The 24,079-nt window shown below is 38.0% G+C and carries 21 protein-coding genes and 2 pseudogenes; 11 read left to right on the forward strand and 12 right to left on the reverse strand.

The genetic code is table 11. The annotated features are described in order from the left end of the window. Nucleotides 1-221: 221 nt before the first annotated feature. From AB9N12_RS08860 to AB9N12_RS08910, 11 genes and pseudogenes are all read right to left on the reverse strand, one after another. Nucleotides 222-1,304: an efflux RND transporter periplasmic adaptor subunit gene (locus AB9N12_RS08860; protein WP_369891495.1), complete on the reverse strand. Its 1,083-nt coding sequence runs from the start codon at nt 1,302-1,304 to the stop codon at nt 222-224. 2 nt (nt 1,305-1,306) lie between these two features. Then, a complete protein-coding gene (locus AB9N12_RS08865; protein ID WP_369891497.1) occupies nt 1,307-2,557 on the reverse strand; it encodes an ABC transporter permease in 1,251 nt (416 codons plus the stop codon). Beyond that, nucleotides 2,557-3,063: a hypothetical protein gene (locus AB9N12_RS08870; protein WP_369891499.1), complete on the reverse strand. Its 507-nt coding sequence runs from the start codon at nt 3,061-3,063 to the stop codon at nt 2,557-2,559. Before AB9N12_RS08870 ends, AB9N12_RS08865 begins: the two co-directional genes overlap by 1 nt. Nucleotides 3,064-3,096: 33 nt before the next feature. Then, nucleotides 3,097-3,549 (reverse strand): hypothetical protein, encoded by a 453-nt coding sequence (locus AB9N12_RS08875; protein WP_369891501.1) that lies wholly within the window; start codon nt 3,547-3,549, stop codon nt 3,097-3,099. A gap of 116 nt (nt 3,550-3,665) precedes the next feature. Then, the gene (locus tag AB9N12_RS08880; protein WP_369892847.1) at nt 3,666-3,977 is read right to left on the reverse strand and encodes a stage II sporulation protein M; all 312 of its coding nucleotides are present in this window, start codon (nt 3,975-3,977) and stop codon (nt 3,666-3,668) included. Nucleotides 3,978-4,293: 316 nt separating this feature from the next. Continuing rightward, entirely contained in the window at nt 4,294-4,575 is a 282-nt protein-coding gene (locus tag AB9N12_RS08885) for a hypothetical protein (protein WP_369891503.1), read from the reverse strand. Nucleotides 4,576-4,631: 56 nt separating this feature from the next. Continuing rightward, nucleotides 4,632-4,967, reverse strand: a complete 336-nt coding sequence (locus tag AB9N12_RS08890; protein WP_369891505.1) for a hypothetical protein — start codon at nt 4,965-4,967, stop codon at nt 4,632-4,634. A 12-nt stretch (nt 4,968-4,979) separates the two neighbouring features. Then, nucleotides 4,980-5,678 (reverse strand): tetratricopeptide repeat protein, encoded by a 699-nt coding sequence (locus AB9N12_RS08895; protein ID WP_369891507.1) that lies wholly within the window; start codon nt 5,676-5,678, stop codon nt 4,980-4,982. Next, entirely contained in the window at nt 5,675-6,901 is a 1,227-nt protein-coding gene (locus AB9N12_RS08900) for an O-antigen ligase family protein (RefSeq protein ID WP_369891509.1), read from the reverse strand. Before AB9N12_RS08900 ends, AB9N12_RS08895 begins: the two co-directional genes overlap by 4 nt. Nucleotides 6,902-6,978: 77 nt before the next feature. Further along, nucleotides 6,979-8,142: pseudogene (locus tag AB9N12_RS08905) on the reverse strand (IS4 family transposase). A gap of 625 nt (nt 8,143-8,767) precedes the next feature. After that, a pseudogene (locus AB9N12_RS08910) lies at nt 8,768-9,486 on the reverse strand (hypothetical protein). A gap of 443 nt (nt 9,487-9,929) precedes the next feature. On the opposite strand from AB9N12_RS08910, the gene AB9N12_RS08915 reads away from it, so the two are divergent. The 11 genes from AB9N12_RS08915 (at nt 9,930) to AB9N12_RS08965 (ending at nt 22,000) form a co-directional block, all read left to right on the forward strand. Then, nucleotides 9,930-10,307 (forward strand): hypothetical protein, encoded by a 378-nt coding sequence (locus AB9N12_RS08915; RefSeq protein ID WP_369889012.1) that lies wholly within the window; start codon nt 9,930-9,932, stop codon nt 10,305-10,307. 35 nt (nt 10,308-10,342) lie between these two features. Further along, nucleotides 10,343-11,185, forward strand: coding sequence for an IS3 family transposase (locus tag AB9N12_RS08920; protein WP_369889013.1), 843 nt, complete (start codon nt 10,343-10,345; stop codon nt 11,183-11,185). 1,166 nt (nt 11,186-12,351) lie between these two features. Continuing rightward, nucleotides 12,352-13,035, forward strand: a complete 684-nt coding sequence (locus AB9N12_RS08925) for an energy transducer TonB (RefSeq protein WP_369891511.1) — start codon at nt 12,352-12,354, stop codon at nt 13,033-13,035. Nucleotides 13,036-13,202: 167 nt separating this feature from the next. Then, complete coding sequence (locus AB9N12_RS08930) at nt 13,203-14,354, forward strand: IS4 family transposase (RefSeq protein ID WP_369888970.1); 1,152 nt, start codon at nt 13,203-13,205, stop codon at nt 14,352-14,354. Between the two features lie 129 nt (nt 14,355-14,483). After that, nucleotides 14,484-15,107 (forward strand): hypothetical protein, encoded by a 624-nt coding sequence (locus AB9N12_RS08935; RefSeq protein ID WP_369891513.1) that lies wholly within the window; start codon nt 14,484-14,486, stop codon nt 15,105-15,107. 45 nt (nt 15,108-15,152) lie between these two features. Beyond that, nucleotides 15,153-15,716 carry a cob(I)yrinic acid a,c-diamide adenosyltransferase gene (locus AB9N12_RS08940; protein ID WP_369891515.1) on the forward strand — a complete coding sequence of 188 codons (564 nt, stop codon included), beginning with the start codon at nt 15,153-15,155 and terminating at the stop codon, nt 15,714-15,716. Nucleotides 15,717-15,789: 73 nt separating this feature from the next. After that, on the forward strand, nt 15,790-16,011 hold the full coding sequence (locus AB9N12_RS08945) for a DUF2795 domain-containing protein (RefSeq protein ID WP_002558131.1): 222 nt from the start codon (nt 15,790-15,792) through the stop codon (nt 16,009-16,011). Nucleotides 16,012-16,227: 216 nt separating this feature from the next. After that, on the forward strand, nt 16,228-16,803 hold the full coding sequence (locus tag AB9N12_RS08950; protein WP_369891517.1) for a porin family protein: 576 nt from the start codon (nt 16,228-16,230) through the stop codon (nt 16,801-16,803). Between the two features lie 192 nt (nt 16,804-16,995). After that, nucleotides 16,996-19,452 (forward strand): primosomal protein N', encoded by a 2,457-nt coding sequence (gene priA / locus AB9N12_RS08955; protein ID WP_369891519.1) that lies wholly within the window; start codon nt 16,996-16,998, stop codon nt 19,450-19,452. A 52-nt stretch (nt 19,453-19,504) separates the two neighbouring features. Beyond that, nucleotides 19,505-21,301 carry a glycoside hydrolase domain-containing protein gene (locus AB9N12_RS08960; RefSeq protein WP_369891521.1) on the forward strand — a complete coding sequence of 599 codons (1,797 nt, stop codon included), beginning with the start codon at nt 19,505-19,507 and terminating at the stop codon, nt 21,299-21,301. A gap of 228 nt (nt 21,302-21,529) precedes the next feature. Continuing rightward, nucleotides 21,530-22,000: a low molecular weight protein-tyrosine-phosphatase gene (locus AB9N12_RS08965; protein ID WP_369891523.1), complete on the forward strand. Its 471-nt coding sequence runs from the start codon at nt 21,530-21,532 to the stop codon at nt 21,998-22,000. Here AB9N12_RS08965 and AB9N12_RS08970 read toward each other — a convergent pair. Beyond that, a complete protein-coding gene (locus AB9N12_RS08970) occupies nt 21,975-24,047 on the reverse strand; it encodes an HD family phosphohydrolase (protein WP_369891525.1) in 2,073 nt (690 codons plus the stop codon). The genes AB9N12_RS08965 and AB9N12_RS08970 overlap by 26 nt on opposite strands. Nucleotides 24,048-24,079 lie beyond the last annotated feature (32 nt).

Raw genomic sequence — 24,079 nt, forward strand, 5'->3', positions numbered from 1 at the left:
GAATGTTCAAGACATAGATCTTTTCATCATTTTGTAGTAAATCTCTTGAGTGGAATTACTAGATATTGCTTCTTCCCAAAGAAACCGTCTATCAACCTGAAAAGTAGTTGATAGACGGTTTACTTTGTAAACTTCCCTTTTGTATGAAAATATATCAAAATGCTCTGTATTATACCTGAGTAGTTATATACAATGTATATAGTACAAATCCTTTATGTGTGTTATTCATTAATTTCATAATTGGTAATAATATGTTCATCGGTACTAACACCCTCAATTATTTCAGTGTTAGTACCGTCAGATATACCTATTATAACACCTTTCTTCTTTCCTATTTTTCCTGACTTATCTAAAGTGTAAAGATATACGGAATCATTCTGGTATGAAAGATATTTTTCTTCTATGGAATAAACCCCTTTACGCTTATTGAGCACGATCTCTGCTGTTACAGAATAGCCGGAACGTAGCATAGGGATGTCCGGAGTGATGAAAAATTCAGCCTCCATCATGTATTTCATTATCCCGTTTTCAGGATTTCCTTTCGATGAAATTTTGCTTATAAAAGCCTTGACACTTAAGTCTGGATAAGCGTTGAAAGAAAGTTCTACAGAATCATTAAGAGAGATGTTTTTCAAATATTGCTCAGGAACTAAAGCTCTAAATTTAAAAAGTTTTATTTCTGCAACAACAGCTATCGTTGTTCCCGGATTATAATTATTTCGTTCGATAACAGACGCACCAACTTCTATTGGGATGTCTATAATTGTTCCCGAAGTACTCGCTGTGACAATGTTGGAAATGTTTTTAGAAGCGATGCGTCCTTCCTGCAAAAGCTCTAGTTGGTTTTTGGCTGAATACAGATTTTCTTTTGCATTCAAAAAAATCTTGGTTGCTATATCCATGTCGGATTCTGAAATTAATTTATTCTCATAAATTGTTTTCATCCGTTTGTATTCTTGCTCTTGAGCATCAAATTCTATTTGAGCCATATTTATACTACTTTCCAATCGTTCTATGTCAGCCGTATTGGGAATCAATTTAATTCTGGCTATCGGGGTACCTTCACGGACACAATTCCCGATTTGTGCGGTTATCTCTTCCAAAATACCTGATATTTGAGATTTGACTTCTATTTCTCTTGCTGGATAAATATTGCCGGGGATAAATATGGATTCCCTTATATCCCTTTGCTGCAAGTTTACTGTGGAATAGTCGTTTCTCAGATTCTTTTTGAAAGAACTGTAAACAATAAATCCCAATGCTAATGAAAAGGTTATTAATAAACTTATTTTGAATGTTTTCATTTTTATCCTCTGTTTTCATAACGGATGGCATCTGCTGGTTCGATTGATGATGCCTTGATTGCTGGGAATAAACCAGCTATTATACCTGATAAAACAAGAATTGACAGAGCAGCTAAGGCTGTCTGCATATTCAACTCTGTCTTATGCATAAGTATATTTTCATGCATTGAGAGCAACCAGTCAATGAATAACAAGATACTTTTCCCTATTATAAGTCCTACGATACCAGATATGACCGTAATTAGTACGGATTCGAGCAATATTAGCCTAATAATAGAATGCGGTGTAGCTCCGACAGCCAATCTGATGCCGATTTCATTCGTCCTTTCTTTAACTACAGTATACATAATATTACTAACACCAACCATGCCACTTGTTAAAAAACAGACTCCTATAAACCATATAAAGCCTTGAAGCCAATTAAAAAATGATTCAAAAGTAGAAGTCTGCTTTTCCAAATTAGCTATATAAACAGCTTGCTCGTCTTTTACCTTGAAACGGAAATAATGCGCCATGTAATTTCGCAAATTATTCTCAAATTTACTGGCATTGGCATTTTGTTTCAAATACAAGGAGAATGATGTAAACTGATTATCTGAAGCAACATTTCTTAAAAAACAAGAAACTGGAATATAGATAGAGTTGATTTCCGATGCGCTGAATATATTATCATTCTTTAAAATCCCAACTATCTTGTAAAGCATTCCTGATATATTGATATATTTTTCTAAAGCTTCCTTCTCTCCAAATAAAATGGATTTGACGTTTTCCCCCACAATTGCGACAGGCCGTGTTTGCTGAATATCCGCCTTGGTTAATATTCTACCGGAATCACCTACTTCCAAAATACGGATATGCATATAATCTGCGTTAATACCAGTGACTCTAAATACTCCATCTCTTGCATTATTCCGTACGGGAATAGAAGTGGATATTTCTGGTGAAATGGCATCGATTTCTGTGTATTTAAGACGTAAAGTCTTAATAAAATCTTCACTGAAGGTAATCCTACGTCCTTCTTTGAAGCTTTCATACTTTTGAGAAGTTGTCCCGGCATATACATATAAGCTTTTTTGGGCAAATGATTGAAACAGTCCCATTATTCCGGCTTGGAAACCAGAACCGACTCCAAGTAGAATAGCAAGTAATAATATACCCCATGCAATGCCAAATCCAGACAAGAAGCTGCGTCTTTGATTATGCTTGATTGAATAATAAGTTTCTTGCAATAATTCAATTTCATTCCCGAACATTAATTCTGCTTCTTATAAAAAGGATGGGTAAAATCAGAGTCTATATCCACAGAAGTGCAACTCTTATAGTTCATATATCCATACGGAACAGTGAATATCATGCATGCACCTATGACAATCAGAATCACCTGAAAAGGAGGCATTTCATTCTTTATCAAATGAGAAAGGAATAATATTGCAATAATAAGACCTAAGCGCATTGAGCTTATGAAACCATTTATGCAAATAAACTTCCATTTGCTTACTTTCCGGAACAGTCGGTATTCCCAGCTATTAATATTGATGTAATGAGTTTGAGGTTTCTTCGCAAATAATCGCCATAAATAGAAAATTAAACACGTGCCAAAAAAAACAAAGCCACCTATAAGATTGCTATCTGACACTTTTCTTGCCCCTGATAATATATCAAACAAAATCAAAGTTAAGAAAGCCGTAGAAATAACAATTCCAAAGATTGTTTCTGGTAATTTATAGCAATAAGCCTTCTTTAAAATTATCTTTTTCATATTTGTATAGTTTAAAAAATATTGAATTATTTATTATAATATAGTTATAAAATCTCGATGAGTAAATGCAAATACAGTTATTAAAAATAGTATGACTATTATGGTATCTACAATATTTCGCTTCTTACTTTTTATATATAGTAGTAAATTGAATCCAATTGACGCACAAATAAATGTAATAAAATCGATTATATAAGATAAGTAAAATAGATTGTTTTCTTGGAATATACTGGTGACATCATCGGCTGAACTAATAGTATAGGGATCCCCGCTTTTTAATGTTAATATCACAACAACTGATTTTGCAAATTCGTTCAAAGCATAAATTGTAATAAATACCTTAGTTGACGTAATGTAAGCAGCCTTTTCTGGAGCATTTTTCAACAATGCAAGAATAAAATAACATCCACTCAAAAGGGCTACTATAAAAACCATAGCCAATATTTCCGAGATCACAAGATTTATATAGCTACTCAATCTTGCCATAGATAGAACATCATGATCTACATGGGTCAATAACGATTCGACTCTGAAGATTCCACAAATAAACGTGAATACAAAATAGCATAATAGGATTCTACACCCCGATTTGATAAGTTCTTTCATATAAAATTTGAAATTAAAAGTGTCTCAATGATACCTGCAATTAATAACAATACCGATGCATACAACAGTAACCTTTTATGAATATTTATCACGCATATATCATCTTTGAATAAATTAATATAGAACGAAATCCCTTGTAAGCCTACCATACCAAAACAGATAAATGCAGAGACTTCAAAAATTCCATGATAAACAAAATATTGTAATATCGAATCTGAAAATTGATAAGACTTAAGTAAGCTGCCCACTATCATACCATTCCAAAACAGCGCTGCTATAACACTAATCCCCCCCCCCCCGTGAAGAATCCCACTATTGAGATCAAAACAGCCACTATAAAATTGCGAAAGAAAATCTCATAAAAAACAGTCATTTTAAAAGTCAATATTGAAGCTGGAGTATCTGTAATTCGCGGAAAAATCATCACTGTATCTGATAGATAATATGCCAAACTGAATCCGCTTATGATTACAATAAAACAGATAAAAAAAGCATATGTATATTCAAGTTTATACATGATTTTGAATATTTAAAATTATCTAATAAAAACGGGTAGACAGTTTTACCCTTGTTACAGGAATTGTAACAAGGGTAATGTGTAGAGAGCTTCTAGCTAATCTTGGTTCATGCTGCACCAACAACACTACCAACAGCATTACCTGCCCATACTCCAAAGACAGTCCCCGCTGGACCGGCTAAAGAGCCAATAGCACCTCCAATCCAAGAACCTGCAACTCCACCAACTGCTGCTCCGGCTTGTCCTGCAACATAACCTCCAGCGATGCCACCAACAGTACCACCATATTCAGCAGCAACATTTCCTCCATACCATCCCGCTACCTTCACATTTTTCTGCGAATGAGAACCAAAGGAATAAATTCCTCCCATAACGGTCACGCTAATCATTAAACCTAAAATTTTTCTTTTCATAATAAGAATTAAAAAGATTCTGTCCTACTCTATTATTGGCTTTTCGGTAACGCCATTTTATCCTTATCCCAAATAGTGTGTGCTTTTTCTATTTGTGGTTGAATGTATTTCTCTATATCTGGACAGATTTCGGTTCTGCCAAGAGAAGCCGTTTTGTATATCCCCATATTCATATCATACCTAGAGGATGCCCGATATTTTAAAAGATATAATATTGAAGAATGATATACTTGTTTTTTATTGTCAGACCTTTCCATTTTTGATTGATGTAAGAGCGCAAACATATCATAAGGATCTAATAAAACAGCTTTTTCAAAATACATTTTTGCTGTTATTGAGTCTTTGTTTAACAAAGCAATCTGTCCCAAATATAAATATGGTCAATTAAGATTAGGAAGCAAGCAAATAGATCTTTTGAGGATGCTATCTGCAATTAAGATATTACCCTTAACTTCCAATATTTTGCCTAAATGAGCAAGTTGAATCGGATCTTCTGGAAGATTGGAATATAGTAAATTTCTATAAGACTGATCTAATATATTAGTAGTAAGCAAACTATCTCTTTGCTTCAATTCTGAATAGAAACTACTATCTAATATAGATGGATCACAGGAGATCGCTTCTGCATATAGACTTTTCGCTTTTTCTATATTTCCATAATTTTCATAAAATAGTCCAAGATAAACTAAAAACAGAGCGTTATATTCTTCCATAGCCTTTGCTCTTTCTATAAATTCTAAAGATTTGTTATTATCCTTCTGTAGTTGATATAATAGTCCTAAATTAAAACAAAAACCAGCGTCATTAGAATTGAGAACATAAGCTTTCTGAAATTGAACAAGCGCACTATCTATAGCATTTATCCTTACGTATAGCAATCCTAAGTTAGCATAATACAGGGGATTTATAGCGTTTACTTTTATGGCTTGATGCAGTGTTTGAATAGCCTTGTATGTGTTTGTCATATTGCATGCCAACTTATTTCGATTGTCTGCCCAAGCAATCGCTATAGTACTCAAAGTAATTATCAGAAATCCCGTCCAATTACAATATTGTAATATTTTTAAAAAGATCTTCATGCTAAAACTATTTTTGTATTTATAGGTGAAAATCTAATAAAAAATATGATCAATAGCCCCATGGTTAGAACGATTTGATTTTCTAATAACGAAGAAAAAAAGAATTCTTTCACACACAATGCAACTAATCCTGCACTAAATACAATACAATCCCAATGCCCAGTTTTCATCTTTCTGTAAGATGCAATAAAAACGTAAGCTAATAAATAGCTGTACATCGCAACTCCTATTAAGCCTTTTTCAACAAGGACCTGTAAATATGAATTAGTGCAACGAGGATTGAACTGTTTTTTATTTTTTCCTCTGGTATTATAAGAAGCAAAGGCATAATTTCCAGCTCCTACGCCAACAATAGGATGCTGTTGAAATAGATATAATGATTCTTCCCATTTAGAAATCCGCCCTTCTATACTTCTTTTTTGAGAAATAGTTTTTGTCATCTCCAATGTTGTTATCAATGATTGTTTGATAGGGATACAAAATGTAAATGAAATGACCAAAACTGTCAAGATCTGAATGGAAAGCTTTTTTACGTATTCTCGTTTCCATAAAAATGTAAATATAAACAAGCATAAAAAGAAAGACAGGACTGATAATATAGCTCCCCTTGATAACGTAATTAGAATAGCATATAGGATAAAAGAACTTATACCTATTAATATAAGTTTTACCTTGTTAGCGTACGTGTAAAGTAATGAAAAAGGAAATGGTAAGAAACATATAAAAATAGCTGCCCAATCATTAGCTATTATGCCTAATGGAGTATAAAAGTGCTTTAAATAAGATAAATCCTCAATATTTACTTGAGAAAATCTCAAGTAATGAAACCCAAAAGAAAGAATTGTCACTAATGCAAAAACAAAAGCAATTATATTAATAAATATTTTTATATAATCTAATTGTCGTTGGTTGGTCACTGTAGATTTGATCAGTCTATATAAAAGTATTAAATTGATAATAACAAATACCGATTTTATAGTATTTAGCAAGAAAATCGAATAAAAACAAAGTATAATTTCCAATGTACATGCTAACTCCACCCTATAATTTATTGTTGCCTGATTAATCGGTTTCAGTTTAGTGTTTTTTATTTCATTATTAAGGAGATATTCAATGATAAACCACATTACAAACATCCATAATAGGTATTCTATATGTGTAAAACATATAAGAATACTAATACAAATAATTGTTGAATCAATATATGGCTTTAATGTATTCATTTAATGATATTTTTAACACCTATCAACTTTATTTATAATAAAGTTGACATTAGCGTCCCATAAAAATTAGGGACTGGTTAATTGTTTAATAAATTAGGCTCATTAAAGCCGAAATGATCTTTGTCATATTGAATTTTAGTTTTGTCGAAGAGGTCTTTCAAGTGAGTCTTGTCAGTAAGTGAAATGCTTAAAGTCTGCAAGACTTCGTATGTACTTCTCTCTAATTTCATATCGTACTTGACGATTGTAACTAGTAGATAAGTACAGATAGCAACATAGATTTGTATTCTTACAGCATTTTCAGTAGTACCCCAAAATTTCTTTATTTTGAGATGCTGCTTCAGCCATTTGAAAAACAGTTCTATCTGCCATCGATTCTTTTAAAGTTCGGTAACCAACGATGAGGATATATGCGTGGCATTCGTAAGAAAAACGAATTCTCGCTCTTGTTCCTCATCAAAGAAACGTACCAATCGTAGTTGTTTGGGATAGTCCTTGGTTGCTTTGTACTCCGTAAACTCAATAATGCAGTCGGAGAGTACATTTTTAGGTAATCGACGTTTCCACTTAATAATTTTGTATTGCACGTTCTTCTTTGCTCGAACCACGAAATATGCACCTATTTGATGTATGCTGAATAGTTGTGTAAACTTGTTGTAAGCACGGTCAAATATATAGTAAGAGCCTGTTTCGTAAGAGACTTCGCTCATTGCCTTGGAGTCATGTGTTGATGCTGTAGTTATATGAAAGAAAGTCGGAATTTGTGTTTCCACATCATACAAGGCATGTACCTTGAGATCTCCTTTTTTCTTTCTGAACTTCGCCCACCGGAAGACTGCTAAACACAAGTCTATGGTGGTAGAGTCAAAGGCATACACATTGCCGTCGAGTTTGAAAACATCAATACCGCACTTTTTCTGCACCTCGCTTACAAGATAGAAAGCAAATTCCTCAAATATGCGGTAGTCTCTATCTTGGTTGGCGCGTGCGAGAGACGATTTTGATATATTCTTGCCCATACCCCAATGGTAACATTTGGAGTGATGTGCTTCGAGTGCAACAATCAAATCACGCAGACTTTCGCAGTTGGAAAGTTGTCCGAACATCATTACTAGGAACTGATTCCAACAAGTCAAGTGTTTGACATATTTGTCACCGTTGTACTTGGCAACGATACGGTTAAACTTACTTCGATTAAGAAATGTCACTAACTGAGCAAAAACGTATTTGTCTTGAAACATGTGCAATCAAATAAAATGAATGCAAAGTTACATTTTCAAGTCCGTTCGCTCGAAAAATATCTATAACTAACTATAATTCAATAATTTCAAAGAACAATTTCAAATTTTAATGGGACAGTAGTGTAAAGTTGATATAAATATGTATTTAATGTTTTTTTATTTGTTCAATAGATGTACTATAGCTAAGAGTTGTTTTGATTATTGAATTTTACGGAGATTTGCCATTTAACGTGCATATGCATGCGTGCATATGCAAAAACAAATCTACAAAATATTTTTCTTCATTATTGTTTTCAGATTTTACATCAGTTCAATATGAAAGATTGCAAATATATTCTATTTTTTTATAAATAGTATAATTCATCCGTTTTTTAACGCACATTAACTGCTCTCGTCATAAAGTGCAATTACTCAGGTATATTTCCCTCAAAATCAAAATTGTATCAAAATATTCATATTTGTTGAAATGTGTCAGATAACTTTTGTTCGTTCCTTTTCCTTCAAATTTCGCAAAGTAGTACTTTTGCATTCAATATACCTCAAAGTTGTATAGCCAAATCATTTGGAGTGTATCGACATACTGTCAGTGCTTTTATTAGGAATAATAATATAACTAATGTTGTATTTATTTCTTTCTATTTACATCCCATTTAAAAGTATAAATATAATCGCCTATAGGAATGTTTACAATCAAAATTTTACCTTTTTTCCTTTTGATATTCATATAACCAATAATAGCTTCATTGGGATAAATAGTTGTGGTTTTTAAATATCCTTGTTCGCGTATAGTTCGATCATTATCCATCATTTGTCCTAATGTAAGCATTTGATTGGTAGATGCTACATTTGCTTGGTATGCTGCATTAGCATCATAATGATTGGTTATGGTAGTGTAAGCATAACCATTAGGAGAATAAGACGTAGAATAGGATGTTGAATATCCTGCTGTTCCTGCATTAATACCAGCGGAGATTCCATACAATGCCATAGCCCATGCTTGTGAGCGTTTTATCTTTTTTGATATTCCTCATTTGTATATACTTCCAGTTTTAAAGTATCATCTTTTTTTGTTAGTAGATTAGAGTGTACGCTGTCTGGTTGGAATATAATAGGTGTTTCACTTAAATTCTTGATGAAAATATCCAAGTGATAGTATTTTCCATAATCGTCTTTTTCCTCAAAACATGAAAGCCCTACAACAAAATCATTTTTGTTTAAATAGGCCCAAAATTTCCCATCATTATATTCTGTCAGGATAGAATCGTTTTGAGGATATATAAATGTTTGTGCTTTACATATGGTTGAAAGTAATAAAAATATTACCACACATATATTCTGTTTCATATCAACTAACTATTTTAATTAGACACCTCCAGCTACCACAAGGATTTTATAATATCACGAAGCGTGGAACTGTAATGCCACGTCTTGAATGAAGGTCCTGAGAAAACCTAATGAGCAGATGTAACAATAGCAGCCCACGCTGTAGCGTGAGAACCACTATGCTATCTTTGCTCATTTATGAAAGTTTCTCAGGTTTTCATTCGCAAGATAAGCATAACGCTTCTTTTTTTCTAATATGTCTTGGATAAGGTTGTCTTAATCCGATTGCAAAGGTATAAAAATAGTCTGATATTATGCTGTGTATGGGTAGATTATAATCTGAACTCTTTATTTTTCTTTTGCTCTTGGGTACTCTCACGTAAACTTTTGGCGTATTTTTTTCGAATCATGTCTTATACGGATTTAGGTTGACACCTTTTTAGAGACATAAAAAAAGAAAAATTATGTCTAAATTATCTCGTAAGATTTATTCTGAGACTTTCAAATTGGAAGTTCTCCGTGATTACTTCAGTAGCGGTTTGTCAATGTTTGCTACTGCCAAGAAATGGGGTTTACCCAACCATACTTATATTCTGCGTTGGCAAAAGTGTTATGCAATTGATTCGGATTCCTTATCTTTGTCCCCCGAACTTCTGTCAGATCTTCAAATGAAAAAGAATCCAAAATCAAAATCTAAAGAAGAACTTCTTGAAGCGGAAAATTTGCGTCTGAGAAAGGCTTTGGAACTTGAAAAACTTCGTTCCCATGCCTTTGAAAGACTGATTGAACTCACAGAAAGAGAAGAAGGGATTTCCATCTTAAAAAAAGATGGTGCCAAATAGTCACCGGCCTTCGTGAAGAGTTTCCTCACATCAGTGTGAAAACCCTTTGCGGACTGTTTGGCATGTCTTCCCAGGCCTATTACAAAAAGAAAAAAAATCTTTTGTCGCGTCATCAGATCAGAACAGCCATCTTGGATGCCGTCTTCTTCTACCGCTCAAAGGCTCCGGGCATCGGTGGTTTGAAATTATACCATGAGCTCCGCTCCCTTTATGGAAGCGAGATAACCGGAGGGCGGGATGCCTTCCTTCATCTGCTGCGTTCGGAACGCCTTATGCTGCCCCCGAAGAAACCCAGGCATACGACGGACTCCCACCATCTTTACAAGAAGTATCCGAATCTGATCAAGGGGGTAACGGCACAATACCCGAACCATATCTGGGTATGTGACATCACTTACATCTGGATTGAAGGTGGCGTATGCTACCTCCATCTTGTAACGGACATGTACTCACATGCCGTTTTAGGATGGGTGCTCTCTCCCAGTTTGCATGCCGAATATACGCTACAGGCACTGGAACAGGCCATCAATGAGGCTGGAGGTGGCAATCTTTGCGGCACAATCCACCATTCCGACCGGGGGGTACAGTATGCCTGCGATGCCTATATCGACACACTGGTCACTCATCATATACGTGTGAGCATGACTGAAGATTACAACCCGACGGACAATGCGGTAGCAGAAAGGATGAATGGCATCCTGAAAACGGAATGGATATACGGCATGTCGCTGTTCAGGGATAAAGAGATGGCACGGGAGCAGATTACGCGAATGATTGACTTCTATAATAATGGACGACCGCATATGAGCATAGGTATGAAAAAACCCATGGACGTATATCATGGAGAGGTGCCGGGAAAATCATTGTGGAAAAAATAAGGTTCCATATGATAAATAAATACTATATTTGCGATACCGAGAACCCGGGACATGACGGTTTAAGCCATTGTCTCACAAAAGCCAATAGGGTGTCGAACCCTATTGACTTTTACCGAGAGCCCGAGCACACTCAGATTTGTCCATTGTTTTTACGTATGACAACTATCTTAGGAGCAAAGGGAAGAAACTAACAACTGTTTTAGTTATGAATAACAGAATGTGACAACTTATTTAGTAACTAGCCTCTAAAAGTGACAACCATTTCTAGTATAAGTCAATCACCTGGTTTCCCGTAAATGAAACACTTGTTCCCCCGTAAGGAAACACTTGTTCCTCCATAAGGAAACACCTGTTTCCCCATGAGGAAACAAGAATTATTCCTTATTAATGTATTGTTTACTAGATGCTTTTTCAAAAAACAGGTGGTGATAGGTGACAGATACGGGTGATAGGTTAACAACAACCTATCACCGCTCTGTAAATACGATGAACAAAGAGTTTCAGGGTGATGGTGATAGGTTGAAAGAGGAATTGACGAAATCAATAGGGAGAGGAGCGGTAATAACACTCGTTGGCGCATCAAACTGCTTTGTAGTATAGCCCATTCAACTCGCGGATGTCGAAATTACCCTGCTGCAAACTCGGAATGAATGTAGTGATGGAGATGTCTCCCTTCACCTGTGAACATCCTATTTATCGGTTGTTTAGAAGAAAGGTGAAGAGGATAGATAAAATTTATGTCTGTAGAAGAATGAAGAGGTTAACTCTCAAAAGCATAGCTTTAGCCAATCTAAAGCAATGCTTTTCATTCTCTAAAGCTATGCTTTAGGCTGGTAAAATAACCCGTGTATGTGAAATCATTATGAGCACCTATGCCAGCTGTTGATGATATTCTGCTTCATAAACGACATACGGAAAAGAATAGTCGTAAGGCCGGTGGGCGTCTGGGAAAAGCTTGACTATCACAGATTACCGATATTTATTCATAAAATTTATCCAAAAGAAGAGAAAAGAATGAAATAAACAAGAGTCGTTGTAACAACCTATCCATAAAAAGACTATATTTATTGCAGCAAGAGAGCACTTTAAGTAATGCTTAAAAGGAGAAATGAAAAGTAGTATATATACTATATATTTTCTATTATTAATTACTTAAACACATTTTTATGGAAGCCAAGAAATCAAAAAAGGCTGCAATTGAGAATCAACGGGGTTCTTGGTTGTTGATGGGTTTGGTTGTTGCGCTAGCCTTCATGTTCGTTTCGTTCGAATGGACACAACATGATGTCAGAGTTGCGGCACTATCATCAGATGATGAATCCATCTTTGTGACAGAGCTAGTTCCAATCACATTCCCTGAAGAGAAACTGGAACCGCCTCCTCCTCCCGAAACTAAGGTAACAGAATTGTTCCAAATAGTGGAAAACGATATAGAGGTGACGGATAACGTTTCGATAGTGTCAGAGGATATGAATGCGGTTCATGACGTTATTTGGATACCACCGGTGGTGGAAACAGAAACGGTAGATGAAGACGTTATTCACGTAAGTGTTGAAGTCATGCCGGAGTTTCCCGGAGGTATAGCTGCTTTAATGAAATATTTAAGTAGTAATATCAAATATCCGACGATTTCGCAGGAAACAGGTTCGCAAGGAAAAGTCATTGTTCAGTTTGTGGTAGACAAAGATGGAACAATTTCTAATCCTGAAGTTGTGCGAGGGGTTGATCCTTATTTGGATAAAGAGGCTATCCGCGTGATAAGTTCTATGCCGAAGTGGACTCCTGGAGCGCAAAATGGTAAGAAAGTTCGAGTGAAATATACTGTACCGGTGTCATTCAGACTACAGTAGTAACTTGGAATAAATGGGTATGAGGGTCGGTTCTTGATGAGAACCGACCCTTTTTCAATAAAAAAATCAATATTGTCCTAAATAAATTGGGGGGAACAAATAAAAAGGAAGTAGAACTAAGGTAAAATGACTACCTTAGTAGCAAGCTACCAACTCATCTACTTCCTATGGCAAATATAACACTTTTCGCACAGGTAATATCACATCTCCCGAAAGAAAATATCAGGAAAATCATAAAATCTTCGGGGTCAGACAAGCATTGCAAGGGCTACAATACATGGAGTCAGTTTGTTAGCATGATTTTCAGCCAATTCTCAGGATGTGATTCAGTCAGAGATATCTCAAACGGGCTGAAATCAGCCACCGGCAACCTCAATCATTTGGGAATCAACCGTGCACCATCCAAGTCAACGGTAGCATATCAGAACGCCAACCGAGACAGTTCGGTTTTTCGCGGCATATTCTACTCGTTGTTTCAGTATTTCGGACAGCAAGCCCTATGGCAACGAAGAAAGTTCCGTTTCAAGATGCCGATAAAACTGCTCGACTCCACATTGGTGTCATTGACTCTGTCAATATATGACTGGGCACATTACACTACCACCAAGGGGGCGGTCAAGATGCACACGCTATTGGACTATGACAGTCTTTTGCCGGAGTTCGTGAATATCACCGATGGCAAAACCACCGACAACAAAGCTGCTTTTGATATTGAGTTACATCCGTATAGTATTGTAGTAGCCGACCGAGGCTACTGTGACTACTCATTGCTGAATAATTGGGACAGCAGCAACGTGTTCTTTGTAGTGCGTCATAAAGACAATATCCGGTACAAAGCCATAGAGGAGTTGCCTTTGCCTGAAAAACACGCTCAGAATGTACTTATTGACGAAATAATCGAGTTCGAACTCTCGGCGGCCAAATCCAAATATCCCAAACGTTTACGTCGCATCGCAGTATGGAACGATGAACACGGTTTTGAAATTGAGTTACTCACAAACAACTTCACATTGGCAGCATCAAGCATAGCGGCTCTGTACAAGGCTCGGTGGAACATAGAAATCTTCTTTCGCAACCTCAAGCAACTGCTACGCATCAAGAGCTTTATCGGCACATCCCGCAATGCCGTAGAGACCCAAATATGGACTGCTATGACTACAATGCTGATTCTGACATGGCTAAAGCACATCGCAAGATACAAATGGGCATTGGCTAACCTTGTGGTCACGCTCCGGCTGAACACATTTACCAAAATCGACCTCCAAAAATGGCTTGATCAACCATTTACACCACCTCCCGAAACCATCGAAAACGATTAGGGGGGATTGATTTTGAACTCTCGAGGCTATACTTAACAGTATAGTCAGTTAGCTCATGCTCAAAATTTATTTAGGACAATATTGTAAAAAAATATATCTTTGTCGGGAGAAAAAATAAATGATTGTTCTATGGATCTTCTACTCTGTATAAAAAGACCTTTTATCTGGCTTTCCCGCTTTCGTTATCGTCGCGGGTATGGCGTACATTCCCCTTTTGCTTTCACTCTGATCACTGATGTGATTTATGAGAAGACGCCTTATTATGCTTATTCTTCCTTGAAAAAGGAGCAGCAAAAGATGGTAAGAGAGCGTGGATGGATTAAAGGTTCTCAAAAGGTAAACCGTTTTCTGTTTCGGTTGGTAAACAGAGTACAGCCTGATACGATCATCGAGGTGGGGCGTCCTTCTTCGACAGCTCTTTACCTGCAGTCGGCTAAACCGTCGGCTTCCTACCTTTTTGCTTCCGACTCGTCGGAGCTGTTTTTGGATACGGACACTTCAGTCGACTTTCTGTATCTGAATGATTACAGGAATCCCGACTTGCTGGAAGAAGTCTTCCGGGTCTGCGCACATCGCACTACTCCTAAAAGTGTGTTTGTTGTCCACGGAATCTGCTATTCCAAAGCAATGAAGGCACTTTGGAAAAAGTTGCAGACTGATGAAAAGGTAGGTGTCACCTTTGATCTCTATGACGTCGGTTTACTCTTTTTTGATAAAACGAAGATAAAGCAGCAGTATATTATCAATTTCTAAAAAAAACTTTGTAAGTTTATCTTATAGATTTGTAAAACGAAGATTATGAAACAGAGCCTTGTATATACAAAGACCGGAGATAAAGGAACCACCAGCCTTGTCGGTGGAAGCCGCGTCCCGAAGACCCATATCCGTTTGGAAGCTTATGGAACTGTAGATGAATTAAATTCTTGTCTAGGATGGTTGAACACCTATCTGCAGGATGAATCAGACCGTGATTTCATCTTAAAAATTCAGCATAAGCTATTTGCCATCGGCTCACATCTGGCCACTGATCAGGAGAAAACACAACTGAAACCTGCCAGCATCATAACTTCCGAAAACGTGGAGAATATGGAGCGGGAGATTGATAAGCTGGACGAACGACTTCCGGAGCTTTGTGCTTTTATTATTCCCGGTGGAAGTCGTGGAGCAGCCGTTTGCCATGTTTGCCGTACTATTTGCCGGAGAGCTGAAAGACGTATTCTGGCCTTGTCCGAAACTTGTACAATTTCTCCCGAGGTATTAGCATTTGTCAATAGATTATCAGATTATCTGTTTGTATTATCTCGGAAAATTAATTTTGATGAACAAAATAATGAAATATTTTGGGATAATAGTTGGAAATGATAGATTTTATTATACTTTTGCCGAAAAATAGAAAACGAGACAAATTTAGTATTCATTTTTAATACTCAAGATTATGTATTGGACATTGGAACTTGCATCAAAACTTGAAGATGCTCCCTGGCCGGCAACCAAGGATGAATTGATTGATTATGCCATGCGTTCGGGTGCTCCTCTTGAAGTTATTGAGAATCTCCAAGAGATGGAAGATGAGGGCGAAATCTATGAGAGTATCGAAGATATTTGGCCGGATTATCCTAGTAAGGAGGATTTTTTCTTTAACGAGGAAGAGTATTGATTTAAGAAGACCGAACATATAAAAATACCCGATAACTGTTATCAGAAGCTATCGGGTATTTTTTTCCAATATCCATAAATGGTAAAAAGAGGAATATAAAAGTATGAGATCAGGATTGGGTGAACAATAGCAATCTTGAGCGAACAAAAAGTTAATAATTTGTGCTTATTTAATCTAAATATATATCTTTGCCACGAATTATAAACACGTAATTTTATGAAAAAGATTTTTGGTGCTTTAATGATTGCTGTATGTATAGCTATGGCAATGCCTGCTCAGGCGCAGATACACTTTGGTGTAAAAGGAGGTTTGAACTTGTCAAAGGCGAGTTCCTCTAATGTGAGCGATAACTTTAAGAAGGATAATTTCACCGGTTTCTTTATCGGTCCGATGGCCGAGTTTAATATTCCAATCGTAGGGTTGGGAGTAGATGCCTCTTTGCTTTTTGCTCAACGGGGTATAAAAGTTTCAGAAGGGAATGGTCATATTACTATTAAACAAAATGGTATCGATATTCCTGTGAACCTGAAATATACCATTGGGTTGGGAAGTCTGGCAGGCATTTATCTGGCTGCTGGTCCTGATTTTTATTTCGATTTTGAAAAGAAATCGGGAATTGATAAGAAGAAATCAGAAGTAGGTATCAATGTGGGTGCGGGTGTGAAACTGCTGAACCATTTGCAGGTGGGCGCTAATTACAATATCCCATTGGGCGATACTGCTGATATTGAAGGAACAAATGCTTCTTATAAGACTAAGACTTGGCAAGTATCTGTGGCCTATATTTTTTAAGTAGCCTATTGCTTTACGTAGTATATGAAAAGAGTTTTCGATAACCGGAAACTCTTTTTCTTGTTTGAGATAATCTTGTTGCACTCTCGAATATATCTCCTTCTATTTTCGTATGAAGGAGAGTTTTCTTTTTAAGTGTTCTCCCTTCCTTCTTTTAATTCCCCGTTTTTTTATTGTATTTTTGTAGCTGCAATGAAAAAGTATGTGGATGTCATATTACCGCTTCCGCTTCCGAAGAGTTTTACTTACTCTTTGCCGGATGACTGTGCGGAAGATGTGAAGATTGGTTGCCGTGTGGTAGTCCCTTTTGGACGGAAGAAGTTTTATACGGCTATCGTTCTTAACGTTCATTATTGTGCTCCAACAGAGTACGAAGTGAAAGATATATCTGCATTACTGGATGCTTCTCCCATTTTATTGCCGAATCAGTTCAAATTCTGGGAATGGATAGCCGATTACTACCTCTGTACGCAGGGCGATGTATATAAAGCAGCCTTGCCTTCGGGACTGAAACTTGAAAGTGAAACGATTGTAGAATATAATCCCGACTTCGAAGCAGACGCGCCATTGCCGGAACGTGAACAGCGCATTTTGGATTTGCTGGCTGCCGATTCGCAGCAGTGCGTCACTAAATTGGAGAAAGACAGCGGCATCAAAAATATCCTTGCTGTCATCAAGTCTTTGCTTGATAAAGAAGCGATTTTTGTAAAGGAGGAATTGAGGCGTACTTATAAACCGAAAACAGAGGCACGGGTCAGGCTTACGGGTGCAGCGGATGAAAAACGGCTCCATATTCTGTTTGATATTTTGTCTCGTGCTCCAAAGCAGTTGGCTTTACTCATGAAATATGTGGAGTATTCCGGTATCTTAGGAGCGGGAATTCCGAAAGAAGTCTCCAAGAAAGAACTGTTGCAGCGGGCTAATGTAGCTCCTTCTGTCTTGAATGGACTGGTAGATAAGAAGATCTTTGAAATATACTACCATGAAGTCGGACGGTTGGATAAACAGGAGAAGGAGATTGTTGGATTAAATCCATTGAATGAGTTTCAGCAGCGTGCATTTAATGAAGTCGTGCAGTCTTTCCAGAAGAAAAACGTCTGTCTGCTTCATGGAGTAACGTCCAGCGGTAAGACTGAAATTTATATTCATTTGATAGAAAAAGTGATTCGTCAAGGAAAACAGGTATTATACTTATTGCCGGAAATTGCATTGACCACTCAAATTACGGAGCGTTTGCAACGGGTCTTTGGTGCTCGTCTGGGTATCTATCATTCTAAATTCCCCGATGCTGAACGAGTTGAAATATGGCGGAAGCAACTGGGAGAGAACGGGTATGATATTATTCTGGGTGTTCGTTCTTCTATTTTCCTGCCTTTTCGGAATCTGGGATTGGTGATTGTGGACGAAGAGCACGAAAATACGTATAAGCAACAAGATCCCGCTCCCCGCTATCATGCACGTAGCGCGGCTATTGTACTGGCTGCCATGTATGGAGCTAAGACCCTGTTGGGTACGGCTACTCCCTCTATCGAATCGTGGCAGAATGCAAGGGAGGGGAAATATGGTTTCGTACAACTGAAAGAACGATATAAAGAAATCCAGTTGCCGGAGATTATTCCGGTGGATATTAAGGAACTGCATCGCAAAAAGCGAATGGTCGGACAATTTTCACCGCTTCTGATACAATATATGAAAGAGGCTTTGGAACAGAAAGAACAAGTGATTCTTTTTCAAAACCGTCGTGGGTTTGCCCCGATGGTGGAGTGTCGTACCTGCGGCTGGGTGCCCAAGTGTAAGAATTGTGACGTAAGTCTGACTTATCATAAAGGTATTAATCAATTAACCTGTCACTATTGCGGTTATACCTATCAACTGCCGAAATCTTGTCCTGCCTGTGAGGGTACAGAACTGGTGAACCGTGGTTTCGGTACGGAGAAGATTGAAGATGATATCAAAATTCTTTTTCCGGAAGCTGCCGTAGCCCGGATGGACCTGGATACCACACGTACCCGCTCTGCCTATGAGAAGATTATTGCAGACTTCGAGCAGGGAAAGACGGACATATTGATCGGTACGCAAATGGTTTCAAAAGGATTGGATTTCGATCATGTCAGTATAGTAGGCATATTGAATGCCGATACCATGTTGAATTATCCCGATTTCCGTTCCTATGAACGTGCGTTTCAATTGATGGGACAAGTAGCTGGACGTGCCGGACGTAAGAACAAACGCGGACGGGTAGTATTGCAAACCAGGAGCATCGATCATCCTATCATTCATCAGGTCATTGCCAATGATTATGAGGAGATGGTAGGCGGACAATTGGCGGAACGCCAGATGTTCCATTATCCTCCCTATTATCGGATGGTATATGTTTATTTGAAAAATCATAATGAAACATTGTTGGATCAGATGGCGGCAGTGATGGCGGATAAGTTGCGGGCAGTATTTGGCAATCGGGTATTAGGACCGGACAAACCTCCTGTTGCCCGCATCCAAACTTTGTTTATCAAAAAGATTGTCGTAAAGATTGAGCAGAATGCCCAGATGGGGCGTGCCCGGGAATTGCTGTTACGTATTCAACGAGAGATTTTGGCAGATGAGCGCTATAAATCTTTGATTGTTTATTATGATGTAGATCCTATGTGATTTAATAATTTTCCCCCTATATAATAACCTTTATTAATTTAATTAACTAGCCATGAAACGACTTACTATTTTTTCTCTGACTTATCTTTTTAGCATGGGTGCAGTTTTTGCTCAGCAAGGAGTCACTCAATGCGGTGTTCCGACAGGACAACCGAAGTTCCCTTTACTGACTTATCAGGAGTTACCTGATCCTACTGTATCTTCTGATAAAGAGTGGGCAGCGGTGACTTCCACTCAAGTTTCTTGGGGTACAACGGATGTCCGATATACAAAACATCAACTTCCGCAGTTGAAAAAACAACAGACTGTTTCCCTGAAAGGCTGGCGTGGCGAACGTGTGAACGCGCAGGCTGTTGTATGGACAGGCATAGAACTGAAAGACTTGAATTTCAGCTTTGGTGATTTCAAGGACAAAAAGGGAAATATTCTTCCGAAAGATGCATTTACAGGTGGTTTTGTCCGTTATGTGATGACGGATGAATTGAACAAAGATGGGAGAGGTGCGTGCGGATACCGGAAATCTGTGGATTATGATTCATTATTGGTGGCCGACCCTATTGATGCCAATCTGAAAACGATGGTTTTGCCTGCCCGTACTGTTCAACCTGTTTGGGTACAGTGTTGGATTCCTCAATCGGTTACTCCCGGAACTTACAAAGGGGAATTATTAATCAATGACGGTTCACGTTTGTTGCAACGTCTGAATTTGGAAATTACCGTTTCTTCCCGTGAACTTCCTCAACCTTCGGAATGGGCTTACCACTTGGATTTATGGCAAAGTCCCTATGCAGTGGCACGCTATTATCAAGTTCCTTTATGGAGTCAGGAGCATTTCGACGCCATGCGCCCTTTAATGAAAATGTTGGCAAATGCCGGACAAAAGATTATCACGGCTACTTTGACGTACAAACCTTGGAATGGTCAGACAGAAGACTATTTTGATACAATGGTTACTTGGATAAAACGGGCGGATGGAACATGGTTTTTTGATTATACCATTTTCGACCGTTGGGTGGAATTTATGATGAGTGTAGGTATTGATAAACAGATCAGTTGTTATTCAATGGTTCCTTGGAAGTTGTCATTTCAATATTACGATCAGGCAACCAACTCTTTGCAATTTGTGAAAACTGCACCGGGGGAAGCGGCTTATGAAGAAATGTGGGGAGCGATGCTTGCTTCTTTCTCCAAGCATCTGAAAGAAAAAGGATGGTTTGATATTTGTACCATTGCGATGGACGAACGTCCGATGGAAGTGATGCAGAAGACTTTGAAAGTGATTCGTAAAGCTGATCCGAATTTTAAAGTTTCATTGGCTGGAAACTATCATGCGGAGATTGAACCGGAGCTGTATGATTACTGTATTGTCATCGGACAGGATTTTCCGGAAGAGGTGCGCCTTCGTCGTATTGCCGAGAATAAACGTACTAATTACTATACTTGCTGTACGGAAGCCCATCCTAATACGTTTACTTTCTCAGAACCTGCAGAAGCAGCCTGGATAAGTTATTATTCATCTAAAAAACAACTGGATGGTTATTTGCGTTGGGCATATAACAGCTGGCCGTTGGAACCGCTGCTCGATTCCCGTTTTCGTAGCTGGGCAGGCGGAGATACTTATCTTGTATATCCGGGAGCTCGTAGTTGTATCCGTTTCGAACGTTTGATTGAAGGGATACAGGCGCATGAAAAGATTAATATTCTTCGTCAGGAATTTGAGAAAGAAGGAAATAAGGCCGGATTAAAGAAAATTGAAAAAATGCTTGCTCCGTTCAACTTGGGAAGTATGCCGGAAATTCCGGCTGCAGTCACCGTGAACCGGGCTAATCAGATACTAAATACATTTTAAGTGATTGTTTGTTAAATGGGAATCTATAAGTTCACCACAGAGGACACAGAGTTCTTTTTTCTCTCTCTTTCCGCAAGTAAAATGGAACGATAAATACGATATAAATACGTGAGACTTTGTGTTACTCTATAGTGAAGAAGAATAGTAAACCTCTTTGTCCTCCGTGTCCTCTGTGGTGAACTTATAAATTATCATTTAGTTTATTTTGAATCTGTTAAAAGTGAAATTATGAGGAAGATACTCTTTGTTTGTTTGGGAAATATCTGCCGTAGCTCTACAGCAGAAGGAATAATGCTTCATTTAATAGAAAAAGCGGGACTGGAAAAAGATTTTGTGATAGATTCTGCCGGAATCCTTTCTTATCATCAAGGTGAATTGCCAGATAGCCGGATGCGTGCTCACGCAGCCCGTCGTGGTTATCAATTGGTGCACCGTTCGCGCCCCGTCCGTACGGAAGATTTCTATCATTTTGATCTGATAATTGGTATGGACGACCGGAACATCGATGATTTAAAAGATAAAGCGCCCTCTCCCGAAGAATGGAAGAAGATTCATCGCATGACGGAGTATTGTACCCGTATTCCTGCGGATCATGTCCCTGATCCCTATTATGGAGGGACCGAGGGCTTTGAATATGTACTGGATGTTCTTGAAGATGCTTGCGCAGGTTTGCTTACTTCTTTAATTCAGGATAACTGATGCGGGTATGATAAGCAATCTTTAGTTTTTCTTTGAACACAGTTTTCACAGTTGCTATGTCCTTGAAAGTGATAGGACATTCCTTAAAATAACCTTCAGTGATCAGGGAATTGATAATCTTGTTGACCAGGTTGCTAATTGTTTCTTCTGTATATTCAGGAAGACTGCGGGATGCGGCTTCGACGGCATCCGCCATCATCAGGATAGCCTGCTCTTTGGTGAATGGATTCGGACCGGGATAGGTGAACAATTCTTCATTTGGCTCTTCGTCCGGATGTTCGTTCTTCCAGGAAATATAGAAATATTTTGTTTTTCCCCGTCCATGGTGAGTGCTGATAAAGTCCTTGATGACTTTGGGCAGATTGTGTTTATCAGCTAGCTTCAATCCGTCCGTCACATGATTGATGACAACCTGCGCACTTTGTTCGTAATTCAGGTTCTTATGCGGGTTTATACCTCCCGACTGATTTTCTGTGAAGAAAGCAGGGTTTTCCATCTTGCCAATATCATGATATAAGGCTCCTGTACGTACTAACTGGCTTTTGGCACCAATACGGATGGCTGCTTCCGCAGCAAGATTGGCCACTTGCATGGAGTGTTGGAATGTGCCAGGAACCGTTTCGGACATTTGTCGCAAAAGGTCATTATTAATATTCGATAGTTCTACCAGTGTTACATTGGATGTAAATCCAAAAGTCTTTTCCAATAAAAAGAGTAGAGGATAGGTGAATAATAACAAGATCCCATTGATGATAAAGTAAGTGTACATTCGTATGTTTAACTTTGAAAAGTCGGTGGAAAGACCATTCTCTGTCATCAATTCAAAGGCGAAGTAAATGGCTGCATAAGTTAGTATGACCAATAAGGCTGTCCGGAAAAGTTGAGATCTTTGCGATAGTTCTCTTAGACTGAATATTGCCACCAACCCTGCCGCCAATTGTGTCAGAATGAATTCATGGGGAAAGCGTAGGGATATGGAGCATATCAATATAGTAATGACATGTGTCAGAAAAGCTGTTCTTGAATCAAGAAAGACGCGGATGATAATGGGTAACATCGCGTACGGGATGATATACACATTAAATAGATTATGCGTTACCATGAAAGCGGTTATGATACTGTAAAACACAATCAATGTGAATAGTAATGACAGACTACCCTTTCGTTGATAGTAATCTTTCCTGAAGAGGTCTAGATAAAGCATGAAACAAAGCATCAGCATTCCTACAAACAGAATCTGCCCGGCGAGAATCAGACGGCTCTGTCCCATAGACTCGTTCCGTTTGATGGATTCTTTGCGTAATGACTCTAGGATATTATAGGTATGCGGGCTGATAATTTCTCCTCGGTCAATAATTTTTTGTCCACTGACCACTAATCCGTTGGCCCAGGAATAATTATTCAGGATCTCTTCTTTGGCAGCCTGGGTACGTTCCTCGTCAAAGGTAAGGTTGGGAGTAATGTAGTCGTTCAGTGAACATTGCCTTAAAATTTCTCGGTTGAAATGGGTGGAGTCTGCTGATAATAAGTACTCATAGGCTTTTTTTACCGTGTAAATATTTTCGGTAGCTTGTGGATTAGCCAGTTTATCATTAATCACCATGACAGATGAAGTACTGTCTTTCTGGAGTTGTTGTATATTCTCGGTAGATACGATACCTGCCTGATAGATTTCTTTTAAAATGCGCTCGATGTACCGTAAATAATCGATGGAAGGGAGGAGCCCTTTCAGATTCGTGTGGTAATTCTCTTTCAGCTTGGCAATTGCGTCTATCTCTATATTTTTATCCAGTTGATAATAAGGTTGGAAGAAAGCCATCAGGCTATCCTGTTCTCTTTTTACTACTGCATCCTCTTTATAAATAGGGAAGTCGAAAGTGGCTATCAACTGCCCGTATTTCCAGGGTTTGTTGATATCGAACTGGTAATTGAATTTTCCGTCACGTGGCAGAAAATAGACAATCAGTGTCACAGTGCACACAAATAACAGTGATTTATATAGTAAATCTCTTCCTGAAAAACTCTTTTTCTTCTTCAAATGTTCCATATCCACTGAATTTTTTGCGAAAAGTACAAAAA

It is taken from the genome of Bacteroides sp. AN502(2024) (assembly GCF_041227145.1).
Taxonomy (GTDB): domain Bacteria; phylum Bacteroidota; class Bacteroidia; order Bacteroidales; family Bacteroidaceae; genus Bacteroides.

Bases quoted from the DNA above. Each gene is read 5' to 3' on its own strand.
- AB9N12_RS08860 (WP_369891495.1), bottom strand. From the start codon at position 1,304: ATGAAAACATTCAAAATAAGTTTATTAATAACCTTTTCATTAGCATTG.
- AB9N12_RS08865 (WP_369891497.1), bottom strand. From the start codon at position 2,557: ATGTTCGGGAATGAAATTGAATTATTGCAAGAAACTTATTATTCAATC.
- AB9N12_RS08870 (WP_369891499.1), bottom strand. From the start codon at position 3,063: ATGAAAAAGATAATTTTAAAGAAGGCTTATTGCTATAAATTACCAGAA.
- AB9N12_RS08875 (WP_369891501.1), bottom strand. From the start codon at position 3,549: ATGGCAAGATTGAGTAGCTATATAAATCTTGTGATCTCGGAAATATTG.
- AB9N12_RS08885 (WP_369891503.1), bottom strand. From the start codon at position 4,575: ATGATTAGCGTGACCGTTATGGGAGGAATTTATTCCTTTGGTTCTCAT.
- AB9N12_RS08895 (WP_369891507.1), bottom strand. From the start codon at position 5,678: ATGAAGATCTTTTTAAAAATATTACAATATTGTAATTGGACGGGATTT.
- AB9N12_RS08900 (WP_369891509.1), bottom strand. From the start codon at position 6,901: ATGAATACATTAAAGCCATATATTGATTCAACAATTATTTGTATTAGT.
- AB9N12_RS08915 (WP_369889012.1), top strand. From the start codon at position 9,930: ATGTCTAAATTATCTCGTAAGATTTATTCTGAGACTTTCAAATTGGAA.
- AB9N12_RS08925 (WP_369891511.1), top strand. From the start codon at position 12,352: ATGGAAGCCAAGAAATCAAAAAAGGCTGCAATTGAGAATCAACGGGGT.
- AB9N12_RS08930 (WP_369888970.1), top strand. From the start codon at position 13,203: ATGGCAAATATAACACTTTTCGCACAGGTAATATCACATCTCCCGAAA.
- AB9N12_RS08935 (WP_369891513.1), top strand. From the start codon at position 14,484: ATGGATCTTCTACTCTGTATAAAAAGACCTTTTATCTGGCTTTCCCGC.
- AB9N12_RS08940 (WP_369891515.1), top strand. From the start codon at position 15,153: ATGAAACAGAGCCTTGTATATACAAAGACCGGAGATAAAGGAACCACC.
- AB9N12_RS08945 (WP_002558131.1), top strand. From the start codon at position 15,790: ATGTATTGGACATTGGAACTTGCATCAAAACTTGAAGATGCTCCCTGG.
- AB9N12_RS08950 (WP_369891517.1), top strand. From the start codon at position 16,228: ATGAAAAAGATTTTTGGTGCTTTAATGATTGCTGTATGTATAGCTATG.
- priA (WP_369891519.1), top strand. From the start codon at position 16,996: ATGAAAAAGTATGTGGATGTCATATTACCGCTTCCGCTTCCGAAGAGT.
- AB9N12_RS08960 (WP_369891521.1), top strand. From the start codon at position 19,505: ATGAAACGACTTACTATTTTTTCTCTGACTTATCTTTTTAGCATGGGT.
- AB9N12_RS08965 (WP_369891523.1), top strand. From the start codon at position 21,530: ATGAGGAAGATACTCTTTGTTTGTTTGGGAAATATCTGCCGTAGCTCT.
- AB9N12_RS08970 (WP_369891525.1), bottom strand. From the start codon at position 24,047: ATGGAACATTTGAAGAAGAAAAAGAGTTTTTCAGGAAGAGATTTACTA.